This window comes from Couchioplanes caeruleus, from assembly GCF_023499255.1.
Classification (GTDB): Bacteria; Actinomycetota; Actinomycetes; order Mycobacteriales; family Micromonosporaceae; genus Actinoplanes; species Actinoplanes caeruleus_A.
In genome coordinates this window covers 4,628,019-4,647,802 of the sequence record NZ_CP092183.1, presented here as the reverse complement: position 1 = coordinate 4,647,802, position 19,784 = coordinate 4,628,019, and the positions used below count along the sequence as shown (strand labels likewise).

20 protein-coding genes are annotated in these 19,784 nt (G+C 73.3%); 10 read left to right on the top strand and 10 right to left on the bottom strand.

The features are described from left to right. Positions 1-17 precede the first annotated feature (17 nt). Positions 18-1,862, bottom strand: coding sequence for a sensor histidine kinase (locus COUCH_RS21550; protein ID WP_249606980.1), 1,845 nt, complete (start codon positions 1,860-1,862; stop codon positions 18-20). Positions 1,863-1,937: 75 nt separating this feature from the next. Here COUCH_RS21550 and COUCH_RS21545 point away from each other — a divergent pair, with 75 nt between their 5' ends. Beyond that, positions 1,938-2,393, top strand: a complete 456-nt coding sequence (locus tag COUCH_RS21545) for an SMI1/KNR4 family protein (RefSeq protein ID WP_249606979.1) — start codon at positions 1,938-1,940, stop codon at positions 2,391-2,393. Positions 2,394-2,400: 7 nt separating this feature from the next. Here the strand turns inward: COUCH_RS21545 and COUCH_RS21540 are convergent, their stop codons facing one another. Genes COUCH_RS21540 through COUCH_RS21530 form a run of 3 tightly spaced genes read right to left on the bottom strand, consistent with a single transcriptional unit; the run spans position 2,401 to position 4,870 of the window. Further along, a complete protein-coding gene (locus COUCH_RS21540; protein WP_249606978.1) occupies positions 2,401-3,126 on the bottom strand; it encodes an ABC transporter ATP-binding protein in 726 nt (241 codons plus the stop codon). Continuing rightward, positions 3,099-3,923 carry an ABC transporter permease gene (locus COUCH_RS21535; RefSeq protein WP_249606977.1) on the bottom strand — a complete coding sequence of 275 codons (825 nt, stop codon included), beginning with the start codon at positions 3,921-3,923 and terminating at the stop codon, positions 3,099-3,101. Before COUCH_RS21535 ends, COUCH_RS21540 begins: the two co-directional genes overlap by 28 nt. Beyond that, on the bottom strand, positions 3,920-4,870 hold the full coding sequence (locus COUCH_RS21530; protein ID WP_249606976.1) for an aliphatic sulfonate ABC transporter substrate-binding protein: 951 nt from the start codon (positions 4,868-4,870) through the stop codon (positions 3,920-3,922). Before COUCH_RS21530 ends, COUCH_RS21535 begins: the two co-directional genes overlap by 4 nt. A 46-nt stretch (positions 4,871-4,916) precedes the next feature. On the opposite strand from COUCH_RS21530, the gene COUCH_RS21525 reads away from it, so the two are divergent. Continuing rightward, the gene (locus COUCH_RS21525) at positions 4,917-6,086 is read left to right on the top strand and encodes an LLM class flavin-dependent oxidoreductase (protein WP_249606975.1); all 1,170 of its coding nucleotides are present in this window, start codon (positions 4,917-4,919) and stop codon (positions 6,084-6,086) included. On the opposite strand, the gene COUCH_RS21520 is transcribed toward COUCH_RS21525, so the two are convergent. Continuing rightward, entirely contained in the window at positions 6,079-6,990 is a 912-nt protein-coding gene (locus COUCH_RS21520) for a GNAT family N-acetyltransferase (RefSeq protein ID WP_249606974.1), read from the bottom strand. The two genes, COUCH_RS21525 and COUCH_RS21520, sit on opposite strands and share 8 nt — an antisense overlap. A 138-nt stretch (positions 6,991-7,128) precedes the next feature. Between COUCH_RS21520 and COUCH_RS21515 the strand changes: the two genes are divergently transcribed. Then, positions 7,129-8,211, top strand: a complete 1,083-nt coding sequence (locus COUCH_RS21515; RefSeq protein ID WP_249606973.1) for a M20 family metallopeptidase — start codon at positions 7,129-7,131, stop codon at positions 8,209-8,211. Here COUCH_RS21515 and COUCH_RS21510 read toward each other — a convergent pair. After that, positions 8,186-8,827, bottom strand: coding sequence for a cysteine hydrolase family protein (locus tag COUCH_RS21510; protein ID WP_249606972.1), 642 nt, complete (start codon positions 8,825-8,827; stop codon positions 8,186-8,188). The two genes, COUCH_RS21515 and COUCH_RS21510, sit on opposite strands and share 26 nt — an antisense overlap. A gap of 38 nt (positions 8,828-8,865) precedes the next feature. On the opposite strand from COUCH_RS21510, the gene COUCH_RS21505 reads away from it, so the two are divergent. After that, a complete protein-coding gene (locus COUCH_RS21505) occupies positions 8,866-9,366 on the top strand; it encodes a hypothetical protein (RefSeq protein ID WP_249606971.1) in 501 nt (166 codons plus the stop codon). On the opposite strand, the gene COUCH_RS21500 is transcribed toward COUCH_RS21505, so the two are convergent. After that, positions 9,326-9,781 carry an SRPBCC family protein gene (locus COUCH_RS21500; RefSeq protein ID WP_249606970.1) on the bottom strand — a complete coding sequence of 152 codons (456 nt, stop codon included), beginning with the start codon at positions 9,779-9,781 and terminating at the stop codon, positions 9,326-9,328. The two genes, COUCH_RS21505 and COUCH_RS21500, sit on opposite strands and share 41 nt — an antisense overlap. Before the next feature lie 184 nt (positions 9,782-9,965). Here COUCH_RS21500 and COUCH_RS21495 point away from each other — a divergent pair, with 184 nt between their 5' ends. The 4 genes from COUCH_RS21495 to COUCH_RS21480 are packed head-to-tail and all read left to right on the top strand — an operon-like array spanning position 9,966 to position 13,068. Further along, positions 9,966-10,244 carry a hypothetical protein gene (locus tag COUCH_RS21495; protein WP_249606969.1) on the top strand — a complete coding sequence of 93 codons (279 nt, stop codon included), beginning with the start codon at positions 9,966-9,968 and terminating at the stop codon, positions 10,242-10,244. A gap of 15 nt (positions 10,245-10,259) precedes the next feature. Then, a complete protein-coding gene (locus tag COUCH_RS21490; protein ID WP_249606968.1) occupies positions 10,260-11,663 on the top strand; it encodes a DUF4331 domain-containing protein in 1,404 nt (467 codons plus the stop codon). 4 nt (positions 11,664-11,667) lie between these two features. After that, positions 11,668-12,009, top strand: a complete 342-nt coding sequence (locus COUCH_RS21485) for a phospholipase (protein ID WP_249606967.1) — start codon at positions 11,668-11,670, stop codon at positions 12,007-12,009. 36 nt (positions 12,010-12,045) lie between these two features. Then, positions 12,046-13,068 carry an AraC family transcriptional regulator gene (locus tag COUCH_RS21480; protein ID WP_249606966.1) on the top strand — a complete coding sequence of 341 codons (1,023 nt, stop codon included), beginning with the start codon at positions 12,046-12,048 and terminating at the stop codon, positions 13,066-13,068. Positions 13,069-13,090: 22 nt separating this feature from the next. Here the strand turns inward: COUCH_RS21480 and glgC are convergent, their stop codons facing one another. Further along, positions 13,091-14,323 (bottom strand): glucose-1-phosphate adenylyltransferase, encoded by a 1,233-nt coding sequence (glgC, locus tag COUCH_RS21475; protein WP_249606965.1) that lies wholly within the window; start codon positions 14,321-14,323, stop codon positions 13,091-13,093. Positions 14,324-14,383: 60 nt separating this feature from the next. Between glgC and glgA the strand changes: the two genes are divergently transcribed. Beyond that, entirely contained in the window at positions 14,384-15,607 is a 1,224-nt protein-coding gene (glgA, locus tag COUCH_RS21470) for a glycogen synthase (protein ID WP_249606964.1), read from the top strand. Here glgA and COUCH_RS21465 read toward each other — a convergent pair. After that, entirely contained in the window at positions 15,589-16,488 is a 900-nt protein-coding gene (locus COUCH_RS21465) for an NAD(P)/FAD-dependent oxidoreductase (RefSeq protein WP_249606963.1), read from the bottom strand. The two genes, glgA and COUCH_RS21465, sit on opposite strands and share 19 nt — an antisense overlap. A gap of 31 nt (positions 16,489-16,519) precedes the next feature. On the opposite strand from COUCH_RS21465, the gene COUCH_RS21460 reads away from it, so the two are divergent. Next, positions 16,520-18,142: a glycoside hydrolase family 10 protein gene (locus COUCH_RS21460; protein WP_249606962.1), complete on the top strand. Its 1,623-nt coding sequence runs from the start codon at positions 16,520-16,522 to the stop codon at positions 18,140-18,142. Here the strand turns inward: COUCH_RS21460 and COUCH_RS21455 are convergent. Further along, a complete protein-coding gene (locus COUCH_RS21455; protein ID WP_249606961.1) occupies positions 18,132-19,766 on the bottom strand; it encodes an ABC-F family ATP-binding cassette domain-containing protein in 1,635 nt (544 codons plus the stop codon). The two genes, COUCH_RS21460 and COUCH_RS21455, sit on opposite strands and share 11 nt — an antisense overlap. Between the last annotated feature and the right edge of the window lie 18 nt (positions 19,767-19,784).

Sequence of the window (19,784 nt, the reverse complement as noted above, 5' to 3'; positions counted from 1 at the left end):
GCGTCCATCGGGGACGGTCAATGCGCCGGTGCGGATTTCTCCGGCTGCGCGGTCAGCCCGGCGCCCGACGGCTCGGCCGGCGGCGGCTCGCCGGGCAGCGTGAACCAGAACCGGCTGCCACCGCCGTCGTTGCCGTCGACGCCGACGCGGCCGCCGTGGCGCTCGACGATGCGGTGCACGATGGCCAGGCCGAGGCCGGTGCCCGGGTAGCCCTCGCTGCCGCCGGCGCGGGTGAACGCGGTGAAGACCGCCTCGCGCTGCTCCGGCGGGATCCCGATGCCGTGGTCGGCGACCTCGATGCGCCAGCCGGTGCCGTCCGGCCGGCAGGTGACCTCGACGGACGGGTCGTGACCGTACGGGGTGTACTTGAGCGCGTTGCCGATGAGGTTGTCCAGCACCTGGCGCAGCAGGACCGGGTCGCCGGCGACGGTCGGCAGCGGCTCCACCGTGACCGCGGCGGGCCGGTCGCCGAGCCCTGTGACGCGTTCCCGCACGATGTCGTCGACCAGGCGGCCCAGGTCCACCTGTGCGCTGGTCAGGTGCCGGTTGTCGGCCATGGCGTAGTCCAGCAGGTCGTCGATGAGCGACTGCATGCGCTGGGCGCCGGCGTACAGGCGCTCGAGGAAGTCGCGGTGCACCGGGTCCAGGCGCCCGGCGGCCTCCTCGCGCAGGAAGTCCGCGTACCCGGTGATGCGCGACAGCGGGCTGCGCAGGTCGTGCGCGACCACCCCGGCGAAGCCGACCAGCTCGCTCTCCCGGCGGCGCAGCTGCTGCTCGACGGCCTCCCGCCGGGCGATGTCGTCGCGCAGGGCGGCGGTGGCCTCGTCCACGCGGCGCAGCGCCCGGTTGCGGGCGGTGATCACCGTGCCGGTCAGGGCGGCGAGCAGCCCGGTGATGACGAGGCCGACGATCCACGCGATCAGGTCGCGGTGCAGGTCGGTGTCCGGCAGCAGCCGCCGGGTCGGCGTGACGGTCAGCCCCCAGGTCCGCTGCGGCACGGCGACCGTCACGGCGCGCGGCGGCAGGCTCGGGTCGACGGCCGCCTCGGGCGTCCAGCGGGCCACCGGTCTCAGCACCCCGTCGCCGGCGTCGGCGAGCGTGACGGCGACCGTGTCGCGGGCGGCGCCGCTGATCGCCTGATGGAGGAAGTCGGTCGCGCGCAGCGCCATGAGCACCCAGCCCCGGAAGCGGCCCAGGTCACGGGCCGTCGGTGAGGTCGAGTACACCGGCGCGGCCAGCGTGAAGGACAGCTGCTGCAGGTTGGCGGGCACGTTCTCGTCGCGCAGCAGCCGGTACGTGCGGCTGGTCGCGACGCGGTGGCTGTCCCGCGCCCGGCGCAGCACCTCCAGGGCCTGCGGTGAGCCGGCGGCGTCGCGGCCGAGCGCGGGGCCGGTGGTCGGGTCGGTGGCGCGGTCGAGGACGACGAAGAAGTGCTCGGCCGCGCCCGGGTCGGCCGGCTGCAGCACCAGGTCCGTGGTGCCGCGCTCGCGCCAGTACCGCTGCACCTGCGGGATCTGCGCGGTGGTGGCGGGGACGACGTACACGACGCCGGTGACGCCGGGCAGCCGCTGCCGGTCGACCGGGGCGGTGATGGCCGTGAACTCGGCCGCCTCCAGCTCGGACTGGGCGCCGACGGCGGCGGCGAGGTCGGTGAGCGAGGTGCTGTAGCGGCGCATCTCGGCCTGTACGGCCTGCGTGACGATGATGGTCTGCTGGCTCAGCGCCCGTTCGCGGCGGTCGTCGTCGGCGCGGCGCAGCGCGACGGCGGCCATGGCCGTGCCGGCCACGCCCAGCACGACGACCAGGGCCAGGATCCGTCCGGACCACCGGCCGGGACGCCTCATCCACGACCGCCGGTTCACCGCCACGACCCTACCGGTACCAACCGGCATCTTGCGGATGAATACGGGTGTTCCCGGCTCTCGTAGGATGCTCGCATGCTGGCTGTGTTCTGGCGCGACATCGTCCTGGCGGTGCTACCCACGGCCGAGGTCGCCGAGGGCGCGGGGGAGCAGGCGATCGCGGCCGCGCAGGAGCGGCTCGGCCAGACGTTTCCCGAGGACCTCGCGGGGCTGCTGCGCGAGACGGACGGGGTACGCGGCGAGAGCGGTCTCGACGTCGTGTGGCCGGTGGAGCGCATCGTCCGGGACAACCTCGAGTTCCGCACGTTCCCGGACTTCAAGGACCTGTACGCGCCCTTCGGCGACCTGCTGTTCTTCGGCGACAACGGCGGCGGCGACCAGTTCGCGTACCGCCCGGGCGATCCGGCCGGCGCGATCCTGGTGTGGGAGCACGAGAGCGACGAGCGCCGCCCGGTGGCCACGAACCTGGCCGACTACCTGACCCGCATCCTGATCTCCGAGGGCGACACCTGGTACGACGGCTCCCGCTGAGCCCGCCTCAGCGGCTGACGGGTACGCCCAGCCGCTCCAGCAGCCGGCGCCGCATCGGCCCGAAGCCGGGGTGGTCCGGGGCCCGCGGACGGCCGAGGTCCACGGCGAGCTCCTCGGCGATCCGGCCGTGCTCCAGCACCAGGGCCCGGTCGGCGAGCAGCAGCGCCTCGTCGACGTCGTGGGTGACCAGCAGGGCGGCGAAGCCGTGCCGGGCCCGCAGCCGGCCGAACAGGTCCTGCATCTTCAGCCGGGTCAGCGCGTCCAGCGCGCCGAACGGCTCGTCGAGCAGCAGCACGCGCGGCTCGCGGACCAGGGCGCGGGCGAACGCGACGCGCTGCGACTGCCCGCCGGACAGCTCGGCGGGCCAGGCGCGGGCCCGGTCCGCCAGCCCCACCTCGCCCAGCGCCGCGGCGACCCGGCCGGCGACGTCCGGCCCGGTCACGCCCAGCGCCACGTTGCCGGCCACCCGCTTCCACGGCATCAGGCGGTGCTCCTGGAAGACCACGGCGTGCTCGCGGGGCACCGACACGCTCCCGGCCGCCTCGGGGTCCAGCCCGGCCAGGATGCGCAGCAGCGTGCTCTTGCCCGAGCCGCTGCCGCCGAGCAGCGCCACGACCTCGCCCGGCGCGATGGTCAGGCCGGCGCCGTCGAGGACCGTCGTCGCGCCGAACGAGCGCCGGATCCCCTCGGCCCGCACGACCGGGGTCACGCCGCTCTCAGTCCGCGCCGCCATTGCAGGGCCCTCCTCTCCAGCGCACGCAGGAGCAGGTCCGACACCAGGCCGAGGGCCGCGTACACGAACAGGCCCAGCACCACGACGTCGGTCTGGCTGAACTCGCGGGCCTCCATCATGAGGAAGCCGATGCCGTTCTGGGTGTTGGTCTGCTCGCCGACCACCAGGCTCAGCCAGGCCGCCCCGATGGCCAGCCGCAGGCCGAGGAAGAGCGAGGGCAGGGCGCCGGGCAGGACCACGTGCCGCAGCCGTGCCCAGGTGCCCAGCCCGCAGGTCCGGGCCGCCTCCACCAGCCGCTCGTCGATGTCGCGGATCCCGGCGTACACGTTGAAGTAGAGCGGGAAGAACACGCCCAGCGCGACCAGGCTGATCTTCATGGACTCGCCGATGCCGACCCAGATGATCAGCAGCGGGACCAGCGCGAGGTGCGGCAGCATGCGGGCCATCTGCACCGGCGGGTCGATGGCGTCGTCGCCGAGGCGCAGCAGCCCGGCGGCCGTGCCCAGCGCGAGCGCGAGCACGCCGCCGATGAGCAGCCCGGCCGCGGCCCGGGTGAGCGAGTCGGCGAGGTGCGCGCCGAGCGTGCCGTCGGCGGTGAGCCGCCACCCGGTGCGCAGCACGGTGCTCGGCGCGGGCAGCTTGTCCGGTGCGAGGACGCCACCGCGCGACAACGCCTCCCAGGCCAGCAGGATGACGACCGGGCTGACGGCCCGCTGCCACCGCACCCGCGGCCGGCGGCGGGTGGTGGCGGGCGCGGGCGCGGCGGTGAGCGCCGGCGGCGTGGCGAGCGCGGTCACTGCAGCTCCGCGGAGAAGCGGCTGTCGATGTGGGCCTTCATGTCCACGCTGCCGGGGATGAGCCCGAGCTTGGTGAAGCCGTCGGCGATCGCCTGCAGCTCGTCGCCGACCGCCGGGGTGAGCGCCGCGAGCGGCTGCGCGCTGCGTGCGAGGGCCCGGGCCGTCACCGGCTCGTCGATCTTCAGCTCGGGGGCGAGGATGCGGGCCCGCTCGGCCGCGTTCGCGATGCCCCAGTCCGTGGTGGTGCGGTACGCCTGCAGGAAAGCCTTCACCTTCTCCGCCTTCTTCTCGGCGGCATCGGGGGAGACGAGGATGTATTCGCGGTTGTTCGCCAGCCCGGTCGCGTCCGCGAGCACCTGCACGCCGGGCTGCTCGGCGAGCGCGAAGTACGGGTCCCAGATGATCCACGCGTCGACCTGGTCGTTGTCGAACGCGGGCCGCCCCTCGGCGGGCTTGAGGTACTTCACGGTGAGGTCCGGCAGCGTCATCTTGTGGGCCTCGAGCAGCCGGACCAGCAGCCAGTGCACATTGGAGCCCTTGTTGAGCGCGACGGTGCGCCCGCGCAGGTCGGCGAAGGTCTTGAAGCCGCGGGCCTTCTTCACCAGCACCGCCTCGCGCTTCGGCACCGGCGCGCTGGTCCCGGCGATGACGAAGGGGATCTTCGCGGCCGCGGCGAAGATGGGCGGGGCCTCGCCGGTCTGGCCGAGGTCGATGGCGCCGGCCTTGAGCGCCTCGGTGAGGGCCGGCCCGCTCTCGAACAGCGACCAGGTCGCGTCGGCGTACGCGGAGCGGGCCTTGACCAGACTGAGCCCGCCGAAGCGCTGGTAGCCGATGCGCAGCCCGGAGCCGCCCGGACCACCGGAGCCGGCGGCCGAGTCGCCGCAGCCGGCCAGGACTGCGGACGCGGCCACCGCCAGCCCGCCGAAGATCATGTCACGTCGATGCATGGCCGCACTCTATCTAAACGATAGGATATATGGGTAGTGTGCGGTCATGGTTTCCCTGGACTTCCACTGGTTCCTGCCGACCAACGGCGACAGCCGCGACATCGTCGGGGGCGGCCACGGCGTGCCCGTCGGCGCCGCCGGCGGCGTGCGCCCGCTGACCATCGGCTACCTCGGGCAGATCGCCCGCAGCGCCGAGCAGCTCGGATTCGTCGGCGCGCTCACCCCCACCGGCGCCTGGTGCGAGGACGCCTGGCTGAGCACCGCGATGCTCACCGAGGTCACCGAGCGGCTCAAGTTCCTCGTCGCGTTCCGGCCCGGGCTGGTGTCGCCGACCCTCGCCGCGCAGATGGCGTCGACCTTCCAGCGGCTCTCCGGCAACCGGCTGCTGCTCAACGTGGTCACCGGCGGGGAGTCGGGCGAGCAGCGGGCGTACGGCGACTTCCTGGGCAAGGACGCCCGGTACGCGCGTACGGACGAGTTCCTCGGCATCGTGCGGGCCCTGTGGCGCGGTGAGACCGTGGACCACCACGGCGAGCACCTGCACGTCGAGGGCGCCCGGCTCAGCCGCGTACCCGACCCGGCGCCGGAGATCTACTTCGGCGGCTCGTCGGCGGCGGCCGGCCCGGTCGCCGCCGCGCACAGCGACGTCTACCTGACCTGGGGCGAGCCCCCGGCCCAGTTCGCGCAGAAGCTCGACTGGATCCGCGGGCTCAACCCCGCGCTGCGCTTCGGCATCCGGCTGCACGTCATCGCCCGCGACACCGCCGAGGCGGCCTGGGCCGAGGCCGAGCGCCTGCTGCGCCACGTCTCGCCCGCCGACATCGAGGCCGTGCAGGCGGGGCTGCGCCGCAGCGAGTCCGAGGGGCAGCGCCGCATGCTGGACCTGCACGGCGGCTCCCGCGACGGACTCGTCGTGGCGCCGAACCTGTGGGCCGGCGTCGGCCTGGTCCGCGGCGGCGCCGGCACCGCGCTGGTGGGCAGCCACACCGAGATCGCCGACCGCATCGAGGAGTACGCCGCCCTCGGCATCACCGAGTTCATCCTCTCCGGCTACCCGCACCTGGAGGAGGCGTACTGGTTCGGCGAGGGGGTGCTGCCCGAGCTGGCCCGCCGGGGGCTGTGGCGGCACCCGGACGGCGGGTCCGCGCAGCAGGCGAGCATCCCGTTCGCCGGGGTGCCGATCGAGCGACCGGCACCCGCGGCCGCGGCTAGCTAGGCCAGACCATGTCGAGCTGGCGCTCGATCACCTCGTAACCGGCCCGGGCGAAGGCCCGGGCCATCGGGACGTTGCCGAGGTCGGTGGCCGCCCGGATCCGGGGCACGCCCTCGCCCGCCAGCACCCGGGTGCCCTCGGCGAGGAGCTCGTCGACGTACCCGCGCCCGCGCTGCGCCGGCACCACCGCGATGTACGCGATGATCGGGTTGTACCCGTTGTGCGCGGGCAGGACGAACCCGGCGGGCCGCCCGTCCGGCAGGCAGCCGATCCGCCACCACTCCCGCGGGCTGGTGTAGCGGGACAGCTCCTCGTCGTACTGCCTGCGCGCGGACTCGGCGGCGCTCATCCGGCTCAGGTCGGCGCGGCTGTGCGCGTCGAGCGTGCCGTCCGTGACGTCGGCCATCAGGGCGATCAGCTCCTGCGGCCCGGTGACCGGGCGGAAGGTCAGCCGCCCGGACGGCTCCGGAACCGGCGTGCCCGGCTGCCACTGCAGGCGCAGCCGCTCGACGAACAGCTTCGCCCCGGTGCGTTCCAGCGCGGCGATCCGGTCCTCGACCTCGCGCCGCGTGCCCGGGTCGTCGCGCCAGCCGGGCGGCACGAACCGGGTGTACTCCTCCGGGCGCGGCACGTGCGCGAGGGCCTCGGTCAGCAGCCGGACACCGTCGTCGCGGTGCCCGGGCGCCACGTCGAAGACGTCCAGGAACATGGGTACGGCCTGGCCCGGCGGCGCCCAGAAGCCGGCGCGGGCCACGAGCCGCCCGGAGTCCACGGCGACCCACAGCCAGGGCAGGTGGCGGCGGCCGTCGTCGAGATCCTTGGCGATCTCGTGGTTGAGCACGTACGGCAGCTGGTTGAACAGGTCGACCTCAGCGCGCCCGGTCAGCGGGCGCAGGTGAAGCGGCACGGCAGTCTCCTTGCGAGAAGGCGTTGAACATGCGGGACATGGCTCGGCCCTCCTTTCCGTGTCGGAGTCGCCCGCATGTCTAGCCGCCGCCCGCGCGCCGGGGCAACCGGATTACCCCTGCCGGTAGCGTCGGACCGCATGGAGGACCTGCTGGACGCCGCCGTACGCCTCGTCGCGATCCCGTCCACCGCCGACCGCCCCGACCGCCTCCGCGAGGCCCTGGACCTGGTCGTCGACCGCGTCGGGCCGGGCTTCGCCGTCGAGCGGTTCGACTCGGGCGGCAAGCCGAGCGCGCTGCTGTACGCCCCCGGCACCCGACCCGCGTTCCGGGTGATGCTCAACGCGCACCTCGACGTCGTTCCCGCGCCCGGCGAGCAGTTCCGGCCGGTGGTGCGCGACGGGCGGCTGTACGGCCGCGGCGCCCAGGACATGAAGGTCGCGGCGCTGGTGATGGCCGACGTGTTCCGGACGCTCGCGCGCGAGGTGCCGTACCCCCTGGGCCTGCAGCTGGTGACCGACGAGGAGGTCGGCGGGTACGACGGCACCGGCCACCAGCTCGAGCAGGGTGTCACGGCCGGCTTCGTGGTGATCGGCGAGCAGAGCGGCCTGCGCGTCGTCACCGAGTCCAAGGGCATCCTGCAGGTACGCCTGCACGCCACCGGGACGGCCGCGCACGCCGCGTACCCGTGGCTCGGCGACAACGCCGTGCTGCGCCTGACCGCCGCCCTCGGCCGCGTGCTGGACCGCTATCCCGTGCCCGCCGCCGAGGCGTGGGCCACCACGGTCACCGTGGCCCGGCTCGAGACCGCCAACAGGGCCGTCAACCAGGTCCCGGCCGACGCCACCGCCTGGCTCGACATCCGCTTCCCGGCGAGCGACCCGGACCTCGCCGGCCGCGACGTCGCGCCGATCGCCGCCCACATGCGTGAGCTCGCCGGCGTCGAGGTGAGCGTGGACAGCCTCGGCGCCCCGCACCACGCCGATCCCGCGAGCCCCGAGGTGCCGGCCCTGCAGGCCGCGGCGCGCGGCGCGGGCTATCCGGGTGACCTGCTGCGCAAGCACGGCGCCGCCGACGGGCGTTTCTACTCCGCCCGCGGGATCGACGCGGTCATCTTCGGGCCGGGCGGTGACGGCCAGCACGGCCCGGACGAGTACGCCGACCTGTCCACCGTGGAGCCCTACCGGCAGGCGCTCGTCACCTTCCTGCGATCCCTGCGATGATCGCCCCGACGTCGAGCAGGACCACCCCGAGCCCGGCGACCTCGCGGAAGCCCTGATCGGAGGCCTGCGAGATGGCGTCGGTGGCGAGCACCACCCGGTAGTCACGCTCGCTGGCCTGCACGATGCTCGCCCGCGGGCAGTTGGGCAGGTTGCAGCCGGCGAACACGACGGTGTCCACGCCCCACCCGCGCAGCAAGCCGTCGAGCGGGGTTCGGTGGAAGGCACCCCAGCGCGGCTTGAAGAGCGCGTACTCGTGCGGGCCGAGCGGTTGCGGCGCCCCGCCGAGCAGCAGGTCGTCGTCGAGGTCCGGGCCGTCGCCGATCAGCAGGCCGGGCGCGAGCAGCCGCCCCTTGCCGCCGGGACGCACCATGTCCGCGCCGCCGCCGATCAGCGAGCGCCGGACCAGGTCGACGTCCTCGCCGGTGTAGAGCCGCACGATGTGCACCACCGGACGCCGGGCGGCCCGGAACGCGTCGACCAGCTCGCGCAGGGCCGGGACGATCTCTGTGGTGCCGGCGAGGCCGTACGGGCTCTCCGACAGGAAGTCGCGCTGCATGTCGATGGTCACGAGAGCACTGGTGGCCCAGTGCGGCGCGAGGTGCGGATCGATGGACATGACCCGATCCTGCGCCGGCCGTGGGTTGTCGGGCCAGAGTGAGCGGCGCGCCGATCGGGTACGGCACCCGCATGGCCGCCCGCGCGCGTACCGTCGCCTGCGTCGTCCAGTTCGTGGACGTCGTGGGCGTCACGCTGGTGATCGTGGCCCTGCCCGCGATCCAGCGCGACCTGGGCCTCGGCGCGCCCGCCCTGTCCTGGGCCGCCGCGGTCTACGCGCTGGTCGGTTCGCTACCGCCGTTCGTGGCGGGCCTCGGCCTGTCGGGGCTCGGCCTCGGCGTCGCCTCCGTCGCGTCGACCGCGTACGGCACCAGCGAGGCGGGGGAGGAGCGCGCCGGGCTCGTGGGCGGGGTCCTCAACGCGGCCGCGCAGACCGGCACGGCCGTCGGCGTCGCCGTGCTGCTGCTGGTCGCCGGGCACGGCCGGGCTCTCGCCCTGGCGCTGGCGGCCCTGGCGGCCCTCGCGGCGGCGGGGGCAACGGCCGGTCGCGGCGCCCGGCTCAGCCGGCCGGAGTCGGCGCGGCCTCCATCCGGCGGGTGAGCTCGGCGGCACGCGCCCGCTGCACGGAGCGCGCCTGACCGACCACGAAGGACCGCAGGATCCAGGGGTAACGGACACTCACCGACTCGGTCACGCGCGTGGCGTCACCCTCGGCGGCGAGGTCCACAGTGGCGACGAGCCGGACCCAGCCCGGGCTCCGGACGTCGCTGACCAGCCGGCGCCCCGGCTCGGGGAAGGTCATCCGCACCCGGATCGGGTTGTCCCAGTGCCACGGACCCAGCGTGAACCGCTCGACCGCCACGTACGCCACCGCGTCGCCCTCGCGCCGGACGTCGCGGACGGCCACCACCAGCGGGGACAGGCCCACGTAGCTCTCCGGGGCGCTCAGGTGCGCGTAGATCCTGTCGGCGGGGGCGGCCACGGTGAACGCGTGGCTGAACTGGTCGGTCGGCACGGATGCATCGTCGCACGCGGGCGCGAAAGGTCCGGGATCGGCCGGACTCAACCTGTGCGGAACCTTTCCTGGAAAAAACCTTTGAACCGCCACGGAGATCGCTTCGTACTGATGGCTGTCCGGGAACCAATGACGATTCGGGCGCTGCGCGGGACACCTGCGGGCGCATGACGAAAGGCCGAGCATGAGTCGTGTCCACTACGGCACGCGGGCGGTTTCCCGCCTGTCGCGCCGCCGGGTTCTCGTGATCGCCGCCACCGCCGGCGTCGGCGCCTCCGTGGCCGGCGTGGCCGGGCTGAGCCTCGCCGGCGAGAAGGGCCCGGGAGCCGGCGACCCGGAGCCGCTGGTGCTGTCCCTGCGCGACGCGAAGAAGGGCACCTTCGACCTCTTCACCGGTGGCAGGAAGGTCACGATCACCGACGCCGACCTGGCGAAGAAGCTGCTCAAAGCCGTCAAGCGCTGACCGGAAAGGCAAACCATGTCCTCGCACCGCGAAGCCCCGGAGATCAGCAAGGACCCGGTGGCAGACAGCTCCGACCTGTACGCCTTCGTCAGCCCGGACAACCCGGACACGGTCACGCTCATCGCGAACTACGTGCCCCTGCAGCTGCCGGCCAGCGGCCCCAACTTCTTCGAGTTCGGCGACGACGTGCTGTACGAGATCCACGTCGACAAGAACGGTGACGGCCGGCCGGATCTGACGTACCAGTTCCGTTTCCGGACCGAACTGCGCAACGACAAGACGTTCCTGTACAACACCGGCCCGATCGAATCGCTGGACAGCGAGAACTGGAACCGGCGGCAGTTCTATTCGGTGACCCGGGTCGACGCCAGCGGCAAGCACACCGTGCTCGCCGAGAAGCTGCCCTGCCCGCCGTGCAACGTCGGGCCGCTGTCGATCGCCGACTACGACAAGCTCGCCGAGGACGCGGTGCACAAGCTCAAGACCGGCGAGAAGGTCTTCGCCGGGCAGCGGGCCGACCCGTTCTTCGTCGACCTCGGCGCGATCTTCGACCTCGGCACGCTGCGCCCGTTCCAGGACAAGCACCTCGTCGGGCAGAAGCTGTTCAACTACGCCGGCAAGGCCGTCAACGCGACCGACAAGACGAACGTGCACTCCATCGCCGTCCAGCTGCCGCTGCACATGGTGCGCAAGGACGGCAAGAAGAAGGTACGCGGCCGCGACCCGGGCGCCGTCGTCGGCGTGTGGACGTCGGCCAGCCGCCGCCAGGTGCAGGTCCGGCACGGCGCCAAGAACAACGACGACGTGTACGTCGGCCCGCAGGTCCAGGTCTCGCGGCTCGGCAACCCGCTGTTCAACGAGGTCATCGTGCCGATGGCGCAGAAGGACCTGTGGAACAGCCTGCCGCCCAGCGAGGACAAGCGGTTCGCGGAGTTCGTCGAGAAGCCGGAGCTCGGCCAGCTGCTCCCGGTGCTGTACCCGGGCCTGTTCGACAACCTCGCGGAGCTCAACAAGGCGGGCACCGCCCGCGCGGACCTGGTGGCGATCCTGCTCACCGGCATCCCCGACGGGCTCATCGACGAGTTCCAGAACAACACCGGCGACACCCAGGCCGACATGCTGCGGCTGAACACGGCGGTGCCGCCGAGCAAGGACGAGAACGCGTTCGGCCTGCTCGGCGGCGACCTGGCCGGCTTCCCGAACGGGCGGCGTCCCGCCGACGACGTCGTGTCCATCTCGCTGCGGGCCATCGCCGGCGTCACGGTGCCGCTGGTCGACGAGAGGTTCAGGCCGGACGCCGCCGCGGCGCAGGTCGAGCAGGGCCTGACCGCCAAGGACGTCAGCTCGAAGCTGCTCAAGAAGTTCCCGTACCTCGGCGTGCCGTTCGACGGCTTCAACAACCCCTCGGGCAAGGACTGATCTCGTGAGTGTCGGCGTGCATCACCACCACACCCTCGCCCCGTCCGGGCAGGGCACCGTGGTGCTCAACATCGGGGCCGGGATCGGCGCCCTCGTCATCCACACCCCGGGCAGCCTGCACGGGCACGAGATCGAGGTGAGCCCCGTCGACGACCCGTCGCACCGGACCCACGCCGCGGTCCGGGCCCGCTACGTCCGCGACGGCGTGCTGTTCAGCGTCGTCATCGACGGCCTGCCCGGCGGCCGGTACGTCGTCTGGCGCGACCCGGTCACCCCGCTCGCCGAGGTGGACGTCTCCGGCGGCGCTGTCACGGAGTACACCTGGTCGCCGGAGGTCAATCTGTAACAGGCGGTGACGCCCCTGTCGGTCTAGGGTGAGCGGATGGACACGGCAGGGGCGGCCGGTGCGGACCCTGGCCCGGCGCTGGAGGCTGATGTGCCGGCCCGGTATGCGTTGCGCACCACCGACGTCGAGGAGGCCGGCGCGTTCTGCCGCCGGGTGTTCTACGCGCCGCTCGAGGTGAAGCCCGCGGGCGGCATCGACGGCTTCGCGTTCTCCGGCGACGTGGTGCACAGCGGGCCGCTGACGATCGGGGACATCAGCTACGGCGTCGAGCTGTGCGTGGGGATCGGCGACCTGCGCACCGCGTACCACGTGCTGGCGCCGCTGACCGGCACGGTGCAGGTGATGCACCGCGGGGCGGCCACCACGGCGGACCCGGGCCGGGCCGCGGTGTTCCAGCCGACCGGCGCCATCGACCTGCGCTGGTCGCCGGACTGCCGGTTGTTCAGCGTCAAGGTGGAGCGGCTGGCGTTCGAGCGCGAGCTGGAGGCCGTGCTGGAGCTGCGGGACGGGCCGCCGCAGCCGCTGCTCGCGACGTTCGGGCTGGCCGCGGGCCCCGGGCGCAGCTGGATGGCGCTGATCCGGCTGCTGCACGCGGAGCTGCGCGAGCCCGACGGCCTGTCCACCGTGCCGTGGCTCGTCCACAAGTGGCGTGACCTGGCCATCAGCGGGCTGGCCTGCGCCGTGGAGCAGCCGGACGGCACCGGGGTGCCCGGGCAGCCGACCGCCCGCCGGCCCCGTACGGTCAAACGCACCCTGGACGCGATGCACGCCGAACCGGGCCGCCAGTTCACCGCCGCGGAGCTGGCCGGCATCGCCGGGGTCGGCATCCGCGTGCTGCAGGAGTCGTTCCGCCAGCACGTGGGGGTGCCGCCGCTGACGTACCTGCGCCGGCTGCGCCTGGAAGGCGTGCACGCCGAGCTGACCCGGGCCGACAAGGGCAAGGTCAGCGTCAGCGAGGTGGCGCACCGGTGGGGCTTCACCCACCTGGGCCGCTTCGCGGGCGCCTACCGGGCCCGGTACGGCATCAGCCCCTCGGAGACGCTGCGCGACCGCGGGTGAGCCGGACCGGGCCGGGGCGCGCCTAGAGCTCCACCTTCTGACCCTTGCCGATCACGACGATGCCACCGTCGCTGACCGTGTACAGCTTGCGGTCGCGTTCCAGGTCGACGCCGATCTGCGCGCCCTCCGGCACCACCACGTTCTTGTCGATGATGGCGTTGCGGATGATCGCCCGCCGGCCCACCTGGACGCCCTCCATGAGCACGGAATTCTCCACGTGCGCCCAGGAGTTGACCCGCACGTTGGGGGAGATCACCGAGTTCTCGACCAGCGAGCCGGACACCACCACGCCGGGGGAGATCATCGACTCGAGGGCGCGGCCCTGCCGGTCGTCGTAGTCGTGCACGAACTTCGCCGGCGGCCACGAGCCGTGGTTGGTGTAGATCGGCCAGTCCATGTTGTAGAGGTTGAACACCGGCAGCGTGGCGATCAGGTCCATGTGGGCCTCGTAGAACGAGTCGAGGGTGCCCACGTCGCGCCAGTAGCCGCGGTCGCGGTCGGTGCTGCCCGGCACCTCGTTGTCGCGGAAGTCGTAGACGTTCGCCTCGCCCCGCTCGACCAGCATCGGGATGATGTTGCCGCCCATGTCGTGCTTGCTGTCGGGGTTCTGCGCGTCCGCCGACACCGCCTCGCACAGCGCACGGGTGGTGAACACGTAGTTGCCCATCGACGCGTAGATCTCGTCGGGGGAGTCGGGCAGCCCGTCCACGTCCTTGGGCTTCTCCCGGAACGCCTTGATCCGCTTGCCGTCCTCGGCCACGTCGATGACGCCGAACTGGTCGGACATCGACTTGGGCTGGCGGATGCCGGCGACGGTCACCGCCGCGCCCGAGGCGATGTGGTCGTTGACCATCTGCTTCGGGTCCATGCGGTAGATGTGGTCCGCGCCGAACACGATGACGTAGTCGGGGTTCTCGTCGTTGATGAGGTTGAGGCTCTGGTAGATCGCGTCCGCCGACCCGGCGAACCAGCGCGGGCCGAGCCGCTGCTGCGCCGGTACGGGGGTCACGTAGTTGCCCAGCAGCGTCGACATCCGCCACGTCTTGGTGATGTGCCGGTCGAGCGAGTGCGACTTGTACTGGGTCAGCACGACGATCTTCAGGAAGCCGCCGTTGGCGAGATTCGACAGCACGAAGTCGATCATGCGGTAGACGCCGCCGAACGGGACGCCGGGCTTGGCCCGGTCCGCGGTGAGGGGCATCAGGCGCTTGCCTTCGCCACCTGCCAGAACGATCGCGAGCACCTTGACAGCCATGACCGAGACGCTAACTTTCCTGCCGCGCTCACGCCAGTCGAAAGGCTTATTCTGCGTCACGTGACCGACTCGCGTACGAAACCCGCCAGCGACAGCCTCCGCGTCGACCTGTTCACCCGGGAGTACCCGCCGGAGGTGTACGGCGGCGCCGGCGTGCACGTCGAGTACCTCGCCCGGGACCTGCGCGACCTCGCCGACGTGCGGGTGCACTGCTTCGGCGGCAAGCGCGACGAGCCGGGCGTCACCGCGTACCCGGACCCGGCCGGGCTGGCCGGCGCCAACGCGGCGCTGCGCACGATGGGCGTCGACCTGGAGATGGCCGCGGGAGCCGAGGGTACGCACATAGTGCACAGCCACACCTGGTACGCAAACTTCGCCGGGCACACCGCCAAGCTGCTGTACGGCGTCCCGCACGTGGTCACCACGCACAGCCTGGAGCCGCTGCGCCCCTGGAAGGCCGAGCAGCTCGGCGGCGGGTACGCGCTCTCCTCGTTCTGCGAGCGCACCGCCATCGAGGCCGCCGACGCCGTCATCGCCGTCTCGGGCGGGATGAAGCGCGACGTGCTGACGGCGTACCCGGGTGTCGACCCGGACCGCATCCGCGTGGTCTACAACGGCATCGACACCGAGCAGTACGCGCCGGACCGCGGCACCGACGTCGTGCAGCGGCTCGGCATCGACCTGAACCGCCCCAGCGTCGTCTTCGTCGGGCGCATCACCCGGCAGAAGGGCCTGCCGTACCTGATGCGGGCCTGCCGCGACCTGCCGGCCGAGACGCAGATCGTGCTGCTGGCCGGCGCGCCGGACACCCCGGAGATCGCCGCCGAGGTGGAGGGGCTGGCCCGGGAGCTGCGCGCCGCCCGCGACGAGCACGGCGTGATCTGGGTGCAGGAGATGCTGCCCAGGCAGGAGGTCGTGCAGGTGCTCACCCACGCGACGGTGTTCGTCTGCCCGTCGATCTACGAGCCCATGGGCATCGTCAACCTCGAGGCCATGGCCTGCGAGACCGCCGTCGTGGCCACCGCCACCGGGGGCATCCCCGAGGTGGTCGCCGACGGCGAGACCGGCCTGCTGGTGCCGATCGAGCAGCTGTCCGACGGCACCGGCACCCCGGTCGACCCGGACCGCTTCATCGCGGACCTGACCGCCGCGATGCGCGAGCTCATCGAGGACCCGGCGCGCGCCGAGCAGATGGGCCTGGCCGGGCGCCGGCGCGCGGTGGAGAAGTTCTCCTGGTCGACGATCGCGCAGGACACCCTCGAGGTCTACCGCTCGCTGCTCTGAAGCAACGCCCGCGCGACCGCGCGTCCGGACAGCCACGCCGTCTGGACGCGCGGCTTGCCGAACGCGTCCCCGGCGAGCCACACCCGGCCGTCCGTGGCGTACGAGGCGTCGCCGGCGGCCGGCTGGGCGTAGGTCCAGCGGTGGACGTGCACCTCGGGGCGCGCGTCGATGCCGAGCAGCTCGCCGGTGGCCGCCGCCAGCACCGGCCCGGCGGCGGCGGGGTCGTCGAGGTGCTCGCGCGCCACCTCGGACGTCGAGTGGGCGACCAGGACGGGGGCGCGGTCGCCGCGCCGGTCGCCGTCGTCGCAGACCGTCGCCAGCACCGGGTGGTCGTTGACGAACGCGCCGTGGAAATCGGCCCACACCCGCTCCGGGTACGCCAGCACCGCCGTGATCACGGGCTGCCACACCTGCCGCCGGGCGGCGTCGGCGACCGCGGCGGGCGGGTCCAGGCGCAGCGCCTGCGGCCCCGGCATCGCCAGCACCACCGCGTCGGCGTCGCCCGGGATCTCGGTCACCTCGCTGTCCAGGCGTACGTCCAAGCCCTCGGCCAGGTCGGCGGCGAGCGAGCGCAGCCCGCCGGGCGCGGCCCACCGCATCGGCCCGGTCGCGGGGGCGCCGGGGAACACGGCCAGCGTGTCGGTCCACGGCCGGGCCAGCCCGCGGGCCCGCCACCGCTGCGCGAGCGCCGCGAAATCCGGGTCGTCCGCGACGAAGTAGGCGGCGCCGATGTCGGCGTAGCGGCCGTCGTAGCGCTTGCTCGCCAGACGCCCGCCGACCACCCGCCCGCGCTCCAGAACCCGGGCCCGCACGCCGCGTCGTGCCAGCTCACGGGCGCACGACAGCCCGGCGATCCCCGCCCCGACCACGACCACATCCATGACCCGACACTAGAGCGGGCACACTGGGTGGGTGCCTCGTCCCCCCGCCCGGCTCGTCCTGATCCTCGCCGCCGTCCTGCTCGGCGTCGCCGTGCTCGGCCTCGGGCTGCTGCGCGCCGCCACCTACGAGGAGCCCGATCCTGCCCCGATCGCCGGTCAGCAGGCGGTCCCGGCCGGTGGCGCGCCGGGCCGCTGCGGGACTGTGCCGGTGCGGGCGACCCGGGAGCTGCGGGGCATGTGGCTGACCACGGTGATGAACATCGACTGGCCGAGCCGGCCCGGACTTCCGAAGGAGCAGGTCCAGGCCGAGTACCTGCGCTGGCTCGACCTGGCCGTCGCCCAGCACCACAACGCGATCTTCGTGCACGTGCGGCCGTCCGGGGACGCGTTCTGGCCGTCGGCGTACGCGCCCTGGTCGGAGTGGCTCACCGGGAAGCGGGACGGGCGGTCGCCGGGGTGGGACCCGATGGAGTTCATGGTCGCCGAGGCGCACGCGCGCAACCTGGAGTTCCACGCCTGGTTCAACCCGTACCGGGGGAGCCAGCCCGCCCCGGCCGGGCCCGGCGCCGACTTCGCGAAGCTCGCGCCCAACCACCCGCTGCTCAAGCACCGCGACTGGGCCATCGCGTACCCGGACGGCAAGACCGCGCGGCTGTACTTCGATCCCGGCAACCCGGCCGCGCGCCGCTTCGTCGAGGACGCCATGCTCGAGGCCGTCGGGAAGTACGACGTGGACGGCGTGCACTTCGACGACTTCTTCTACCCGTACCCGGAGGGTGGCGGGAACGAGTTCCGCGACGACGCCAGCTTCGCGAAGCGGGCCGACAAGTCGCAGAGCCGGGCCGACTGGCGGCGGCAGAACGTCGACACGCTGGTACGGGAGATGAGCGAGCGGATCCGCACGCTCAAGCCGTGGGTGAAGTTCGGCATCAGCCCGTTCGGCATCTGGCGCAACAAGGCCACCGATCCGGCCGGCTCGGACTCCAACGGCCTCGAGAGCTACGACGCGATCTACGCCGACACCCGCACATGGGTACGCGAGCGCTGGCTCGACTACATCGTCCCGCAGCTGTACTGGGCGATCGGCTTCGCCAAGGCCGACTACGCCAAGGTGCTGCCGTGGTGGTCGGCGCTGGTCAAGGGCACCGGCGTGCAGCTCTACATCGGCCAGGGCGACTACCGCGTCGGCGAGAAGGGCCCGTGGAGGCAGCCCGACCAGATCGAGCGCCAGCTCGCCCTCAACGACCGGTACGGCGTGCAGGGCAGCGTGCACTTCAGCGCCAAGCAGATCCGCGAGGACCGCCTCGGCGCGGTGACCCGGTACCGGACCCGGCACTACGCCACGCCCGCGCTGGTGCCCACGATGCGCCGGCTGCCGCTGCGACCGCCCGAGGCGCCCCGCGCGACCGCTGCGCGCCGTACCGACGGGAAGGTCGCCGTGGAATGGCAGGCCCGCGGCGGCACCGAGCCGGTGTCCTGGGCGCTCTACCGGGTCGACGGCGCGGTGGCGAACCTGGTGGCCACCGGCCGGGCCGGCAAGCAGGACGCGGTCGACCCGGCGCCCCCGGCCGGCCCGGCCACGTACTGCCTGAGCGGCCTGGACCGCTCCGGCAACGAGGGCGCGATCAGCGACCCGGTGTCGGTCAGCCCCTGACCGTGCCGTCCACCACCTCGAGGTGGCGGCCGGTGTGCACCGCGTCGAGCATCCGCCGGTCGTGGGTGACCAGCAGCAGCGTCCCGGGGTAGGTCGCCAGCGCCGCCTCCAGCTGCTCGATCGCGGCCAGGTCCAGGTGGTTCGTCGGCTCGTCGAGGACCAGCAGGTTCACCCCGCGGGCCTGCAGCAGCGCCAGCGCCGCCCGGGTGCGCTCGCCGGGGGACAGGGTCGCGGCCGGCCGCAGCACGTGCTGGGCCTTGAGCCCGAACTTCGCCAGCAGCGTGCGCACGTCGGCCTCGGCGAGATCGGGCACGGCCGTGCCGAACGCCCGCAGCAGCGGCTCACCGCCCAGGAACAGGCCGCGGGCCTGGTCCACCTCGCCCACGACCACGCCCGGCCCCAGGTGGGCGTGCCCCTCGTCCAGCGGCAGCCGCCCGAGCACGGCGGCGAGCAGGGTGGACTTGCCGGCGCCGTTCGCGCCGGTGATCGCGACCCGGTCCGCCCAGTCGATCTGCAGGGTCACCGGGCCGAGCGTGAACGCGCCCCGGCGGACCACCGCGTCGCGCAGCGTGGCCACCACCGCGCCGGCCCGGGGGGCGGCGGCGATCTCCATCCGCAGCTCCCACTCCTTGCGCGGCTCCTCGACCACGTCCAGCCGCTCGATCAGCCGCTGCGTCTGGCGGGCCTTGGCGGCCTGCTTCTCGGTCGACTCGGCGCGCAGGTTCCGGCCGATCTTGTCGTTGTCCTTGGACTTGCGGCGCGCGTTGCGCACGCCGTGCTCCATCCAGCCGCGCTGGGTCCGGGCGCGGTCCTCCAGGCCCGCCTTCTTGTCGGCGTACTCCTCGTAGTCCTCGCGCGCGTGCCGCCGGGCCCGCTCGCGCTCCTCGAGGTACGCGCCGTAGCCGCCGCCGTAGAGGTTGACCTGCTGCTGGGCGAGGTCGAGCTCCAGCACGGCGGTGACCGTACGGGTCAGGAACTCCCGGTCGTGGCTGACCACCACCGTCCCGGCGCGCAGCCCGGTGACGAACTCCTCCAGCCGGGCCAGCCCGTCCAGGTCCAGGTCGTTGGTGGGCTCGTCGAGCAGGAACACGTCGTAGCGGCTGAGCAGCAGCGACGCCATCTGCGCGCGGGCGGCCTGCCCGCCGGAGAGTGCGGTCATCGGCCGGTCCAGCGCCACGGCCAGGCCCAGGTCGGCGGTGACCTGGGCGGCCCGCTCGTCCAGGTCGGCGCCGCCCAGCGCCAGCCAGCGCTCCAGCGCGGCCGCGTACGTGTCGTCGGCGCCGGCCGTCCCCGCGGCGAGCGACTCCGCGGCCGCGTCCATCGCGGCCTGGGCCGGCCCGACGCCCGTGCGCCGGGCCAGGAAGTCGCGGACGGTCTCGTCCGCGCGCCGCTCGCGCTCCTGCGGCAGATATCCGACGGTGGCGGTGGGCGGGCTGACCGTGACGCTGCCGGCCTCGACCGGCAGCAGGCCGGCGAGGGTGCGCAGCAGCGTGGTCTTGCCCGCCCCGTTGACACCGACCAGGCCGATCACGTCCCCCGGCGCGACCACCAGCTCGAGGCCGCTGAACAGGGTGCGGTCGCCGTGCCCCGCGGCGAGGTCCCGGGCGATCATCGTGGCGCTCATCGGGAGCTGACTCTATCG